Here is a 4,823-nt window from a genome sequence, read left to right as displayed (position 1 = left end):
TCCACCCCCTCCGGGCGCGCCCCTCTGGTGCTGGCGACTCTGTGGGGCCCCCCCCCCCCCCCCGGGGGGGGGGCCCCCCCCCCCCCCCCCCCCCGGGGGCCCCCCCCCCCCCCCCCCCACGGCTCCGTCGCCGTTCCCGGCTCCGCTGGCGGGCTGCGGGACCGCACCAACCTCCGCATGAGCACCGCCGCGAGGCCTGCCTGTCAGTGCCCGTGGTCGGTGGCGGTGCAGGCACCAGCCACCCACCCCTGGCGCTCGCGGTCGCGGCCGGGCGTGACATGCTTACAGGCCCGCCACGCGTCATCCGCTGTGCCCTGATGGCGCAGAGCGACCTTAAACTCGACTAGCTTGACTCTGTCGGTGATCTTGGACGCGGGCAGGTGCGGAGAGGGCCGGCGACTGCTGGAGAAGCGGGGTGACCACTTGCTGGGTGTGGAAGCGATCTCGCAGGCTCTCATGACAGGTTGCTTCATCGGTGTCGGGCCCGGCTCGAGTCCGGCGGAGGCGGAGGAGCACCTCGGAGCCGCTGTGCGGCAACTGCACGGCCGCAGACCGCACCGGTTTCTGCGGCTCGACTTCGGTCTCGTGGAGGCCACGTTCACCGGTGAGCCCGACTGGGTGTGCCATTGGCTGTCCATCAACACGCATCGGCTGGCCGACATTCCCTCCCTCGCTGAGGAGTGTGCCGAGAGATACGGCCTCACGTTCTCTGAGAGGGTCACCTGGGGACAGCTCTCCCCGGAAATCAGGAACCGCGCGGATCTCGTCGACACGCCGCCGCACGCCGTGCGGTACAGGTTTTCTGCCGTCAAGGCGACGGCACACCTGTCCGAGAGCCCGGAGGGCGATGAGCTAGGCCAGGTGATCGAGAAAATCTCGATCGGGATCTGAGCCCAGAACAGAGAAGAGCGCCTGGTCCGACGTTTCCGGGCCGGGCGCTCTCCTCATGAGGGACTGCAGCACCACTTCGGGAAGCACCGCAGCCGACCTTGTTCGTTCTCCACGACTGCTGCGGCCCAGGGGCGCGGCGCGTGCTGGGTGCTCGTGCTCACTCGGCCCTCTCCATCAAGCGGCAGAGCTGCTGACGACTTCCGTCAACTCGCCAGCGGCCTGGGGGGTCAGACGGTAGAACCCCTGGAGGCTGACCGAGCTCTCAAGTCGGCCATCCACCACGTGCTTCAGACCGCGGCTCTGGCCCCGGCGGTTGCGCCAGGTAAGCCTCGCAAGCACTTCACCGGGGAGGGCCACATCGAAGCGCACGGGCGTCGCGTCCACGTGCACCGCCATGGCGCCGCAGCCGCCGGCACCGAGCATCGACCAGTCGCCGTGCCCGGGATACGCAGGGTCCTCCCACGTTGCGGGGGCCGCACCGCAGCAGTCGCGTCGTTCCCTGTCGATCACCCGCAGCCGACTCACCACGAAAACCTCGCGCCGGTTGACATGCAGCGCGTACACCTCGTCCCCAGCACGAGCGCCCGACCACGCGGGCAGGGAGGAGTGAACACCGCTGAAGGCGACCGGTGGTCGCTCTCCCACGCGACCCGCCTTGCGCAGCGCACGGCACGTGTCATGGGTCCACAAGACGGTGAAGGCATCAGACATGCCGTGATCCTATGGACGGGCACTGACAGCCTCCCGCAGCGGACAGCACTCACAGACCTCCCGCACAACTGGCGCTCGGGAGACGGAGCTCTCAGGGTGGGCGGGCGCGGTGCCGGCTCAGCGCCTGGCCTGGGCCTCATCCCGTGACGCCGCCCGGGCCACAACCTGTGCGGGTCTCCCGGTACAGGCCGGTGGTCGAGACCGCACCCGCCGACGAGTGCGGCGAAGGACGGGTGAGCGGCCACGGCGACCTGATGGCCCGCATCCAACAGACGCCGCCCCAGTCCCGTGAAGGGCGCGACGTCTCCGCGTGAGCCGGCAGTGATGATCAGAATTCGCATGGAGCGATTCTGTTCGGCGGGTGTCGTCCACGCCGTGGCCAGATCAGTGCGAAGCAGTGTCCCGCTCACGGGATCGGCGCCGCTTCGGCCGAGGGCGGATGTGGTCGGGGATGGCGCCCACGGTCGTCACCACGCCAATCACCGACACGAGGGCGGAAACGATCCGCAGCATCCCCTCGCCATAGAGGGCCTGGTAGCCGAACCAAGCCAGAGCCATGCAGTTCGTCAGGCCGGTGCCGAATCTCTTCGAGCGCGGTTCCATGCGCACTCCTGAGTCGGGTACGCCCGCCAGCCGGGCTCCAGGAGCGCGGCATGGACCTGCCTGCTCTCTACCGCCGCTGTCCTCAGCACCCATCCCCTCCGCAGTCGAGCCACACCGCTGGAGCGGGCGTAGCTCCTGGCGTCCAGATGGAGCGCGCTACGGAGTCGGCGTGTTGCGGACCTCGATCACACCGGCGTCCGCGTTCTGGACGCCTCCTCCACGGCAGGTGTACTGCCCTGTCACCCATCTCGCCTGCCGGTGCCGGGACACGTCATGGCCGGAACCGGTGGCGGAGTGAGGCACAACACGCCCGGTTAATTTGCATCCGAGATGCAAGTTTTCATAGCGTTCGATCAGTCGAGATCGCAAGGAGTCCGCGATGCTGTCCGCGCAGTCCGCTGCCACCGTCCGCGCCACCCTCCCCGCCGTGGGCGCGGCCATCGAACAGATCACCGATCGCTTCTACTCGCGCCTCTTCGCGGCGCACCCGGAGCTGCTGCGTGACCTGTTCAATCGCGGCAACCAGGTCTCCGGCGCCCAGAAGTCGGCCCTCGCGGGCTCCATCGCCGCGTTCGCCGGTTACCTTGTGGAGCACCCGGACGAGCGCCCGGACGTGATGCTGAGCCGCATCGCCCACAAGCACGCCTCCCTGGGGGTGGTGCCCGAGCAGTACCCGATCGTGCACGAGCACCTCTTCGCCGCCATCGCCGAGATCCTGGGCGACGCCGTCACCGCCGAGGTGGCCGAGGCCTGGACCGAGGTCTACTGGCTGATGGCCAACGCCCTGATCGCCATCGAGAAGCGCCTCTACGAGGAGAGCGGCTCCAAGGAACTGCACGCCTGGGAGGTCGTGGGCCGCGAGGAGAACACCGCCGACGTGGTCACCTTCCGGGTGCGCCCGGTCGACGGCGCCCCGGTGCGGCGGTTCCGGGCCGGACAGTACGTCTCCGTCGGGGTGAAGCTCGCCGACGGCGCCCGCCAGATACGCCAGTACAGCCTGTCCGGCGCCCCCGGCGAGTCGGTGCGGCAGTTCAGCGTCAAGCGGGTGCACGGCGGCACGACCCCCGACGGCGAGGTCTCTCACCACCTGCACGCCAACGTCCGCGTGGGTGACGTGCTCGACCTGTCGGAGCCGTACGGCGACCTGGTGCTCGACGACATCGCCGGGCGGCGGCCCCTGCTGCTCGCCTCCGCCGGCATCGGCGTGACCCCCATGGTCGCGATGCTGGCCGCGCTCGCGGCCGACGGGCACGACGCCCCGGTCACCGTGGTGCACGGCGACCGCTCCCCCGCCGACCACGCGTTGCGCGACGACCACCGGGCCTACGCGGGCAAGCTCGCGGACTGCGCCGCCCACTTCTTCTACGAGCGCGACGCCGAGCCCGGCACCCGGACCGGCCTGGTCGACCTGTACGGCATCCCGGTGGCCTCCGGCACCCGCGCCTACCTGTGCGGCCCGCTGCCCTTCATGCGCGCCGTGCGCGCCCAGCTGATCGAGAAGGGCGTGGCCCCCGCCGACATCCACTACGAGGTCTTCGGGCCCGACCTGTGGCTCGCCTCGGGCAACTGAACACACCGTGCAAGGGCCGTCCACCGGTGGGACCGGCGGGCGGCCCTTCGCCGCGCCCGCGCACCGGGCGACAGCGGGGTGTCAGAAAAGGGGGGTGCCGGAGGGACCCATCGTGATGCCCAGCAGGACGGAACCGGTGGGGTCCTGGACGATCTGGTCCAGGGTGATCGGGTCCAGGTAGGAGTAGAAGGCGTCCTGCGCCCGGCGCAGGGCACCGCGCAGCCGGCAGTCCGAGCGCAGCGGGCAGGGGGTGGGGCCCTCGCACTCCACCACCTCGTCCTCGCCCTCGAAGCTGCGGACCACCGCGCCGACCGACGCGGTACGGCCCCGCTCGGTGAGCGCAAGGCCGCCGCCACGGCCGCGACGGGCGTCGACCAGACCCATGTGCTGGAGCTCGGCGACCACCTTCGCGGCATGCGTGTAGGGCACGTCCATGTCCTCGGCGACCTTGCGGGTCGCGGGCGTGTCATCGGTGGTGACGGCGAGGCGCATCAGGATGCGCAGGGCGAGGTCGGTGGAGCGCAGCAGCCGCATATCGCGAGCGTAGATAATACGCATCCGCGGTGCAAATATTCTCGATCGTTGCACGCGGTCCACGGCAGCCCTCCACCGCGCCACCAGGTCAGCGGGCCCCACCCCCCCGTCCGCCCCTTTGGCGCCAGCTGTACGAACTGGATACCGGACGGCACGTGCCGCCGGACCGAGTGCGGTCGGCGTGGCTGTGCGAAGACCACCTCGTGACCGAGCGGCGCGAGGTGCTGCGCCAGTTCGCCAACGGCACCGACGCGAACCGACGCGTGCACCGGGCGTTCCTCGCAAGCTGCCGCGTCCACGGAGAAGGCGTCGACATCACAGGGCCCGGCCGGCCGCCGGCGCCGAACTACCCGAGCTCGGTGGCCAGCGCGACGCCGGTGTCGCCCTCGTCGGTAAAGGGGCCGCCCGCGAGGGCATCGACGGCGGTTTCTAGCGGTCGTTGCAACACGCGGTTGTGTTGATCAGGCCGTGAGCAGTTTATGCAGGCGCTCGGCTGGGGTTTCCCAGCCGAGCG

Annotated in this window: 5 protein-coding genes and 2 pseudogenes; 3 read left to right on the top strand and 4 right to left on the bottom strand. The window is 70.3% G+C overall.

All coding sequences use genetic code 11. The features are described 5' to 3' along the window. Positions 1–360 precede the first annotated feature (360 nt). Positions 361–891, top strand: coding sequence for a hypothetical protein (locus AB0N63_RS36015; RefSeq protein WP_365536225.1), 531 nt, complete (start codon positions 361–363; stop codon positions 889–891). Between the two features lie 174 nt (positions 892–1,065). On the opposite strand, the gene AB0N63_RS36010 is transcribed toward AB0N63_RS36015, so the two are convergent. From AB0N63_RS36010 to AB0N63_RS36000, 3 genes and pseudogenes are all read right to left on the bottom strand, one after another. Beyond that, a complete protein-coding gene (locus AB0N63_RS36010; protein WP_365536223.1) occupies positions 1,066–1,602 on the bottom strand; it encodes a hypothetical protein in 537 nt (178 codons plus the stop codon). A gap of 224 nt (positions 1,603–1,826) precedes the next feature. Then, positions 1,827–1,943: pseudogene (locus AB0N63_RS36005) on the bottom strand (glycosyltransferase); the annotation flags it as partial. A 43-nt stretch (positions 1,944–1,986) separates the two neighbouring features. Next, positions 1,987–2,205 carry a hypothetical protein gene (locus AB0N63_RS36000; RefSeq protein WP_365536221.1) on the bottom strand — a complete coding sequence of 73 codons (219 nt, stop codon included), beginning with the start codon at positions 2,203–2,205 and terminating at the stop codon, positions 1,987–1,989. Positions 2,206–2,584: 379 nt separating this feature from the next. Here AB0N63_RS36000 and AB0N63_RS35995 point away from each other — a divergent pair, with 379 nt between their 5' ends. Next, the gene (locus AB0N63_RS35995; RefSeq protein WP_365536219.1) at positions 2,585–3,775 is read left to right on the top strand and encodes a globin domain-containing protein; all 1,191 of its coding nucleotides are present in this window, start codon (positions 2,585–2,587) and stop codon (positions 3,773–3,775) included. 81 nt (positions 3,776–3,856) lie between these two features. Here AB0N63_RS35995 and AB0N63_RS35990 read toward each other — a convergent pair whose 3' ends face one another. Then, positions 3,857–4,309, bottom strand: a complete 453-nt coding sequence (locus tag AB0N63_RS35990; protein ID WP_365536216.1) for an Rrf2 family transcriptional regulator — start codon at positions 4,307–4,309, stop codon at positions 3,857–3,859. 125 nt (positions 4,310–4,434) lie between these two features. On the opposite strand from AB0N63_RS35990, the pseudogene AB0N63_RS35985 reads away from it, so the two are divergent. After that, positions 4,435–4,632, top strand: a pseudogene (locus AB0N63_RS35985) (helicase); the annotation flags it as partial. Positions 4,633–4,823: the final 191 nt, after the last annotated feature.

The organism is Streptomyces sp. NPDC093260 (genome assembly GCF_040683715.1).
In the GTDB taxonomy this organism is placed as follows: Bacteria; Actinomycetota; Actinomycetes; order Streptomycetales; family Streptomycetaceae; genus Streptomyces; species Streptomyces sennicomposti.
Note: the sequence above shows the minus strand (reverse complement) of the source record. Positions and strands in the feature narration are given on the sequence as shown.

Coding starts and splice junctions, on each gene's coding strand:
- AB0N63_RS36010 (WP_365536223.1), bottom strand. CDS start 1,602: ATGTCTGATGCCTTCACCGTCTTGTGGACCCATGACACGTGCCGTGCG.
- AB0N63_RS36000 (WP_365536221.1), bottom strand. CDS start 2,205: ATGGAACCGCGCTCGAAGAGATTCGGCACCGGCCTGACGAACTGCATG.
- AB0N63_RS35995 (WP_365536219.1), top strand. CDS start 2,585: ATGCTGTCCGCGCAGTCCGCTGCCACCGTCCGCGCCACCCTCCCCGCC.
- AB0N63_RS35990 (WP_365536216.1), bottom strand. CDS start 4,309: ATGCGGCTGCTGCGCTCCACCGACCTCGCCCTGCGCATCCTGATGCGC.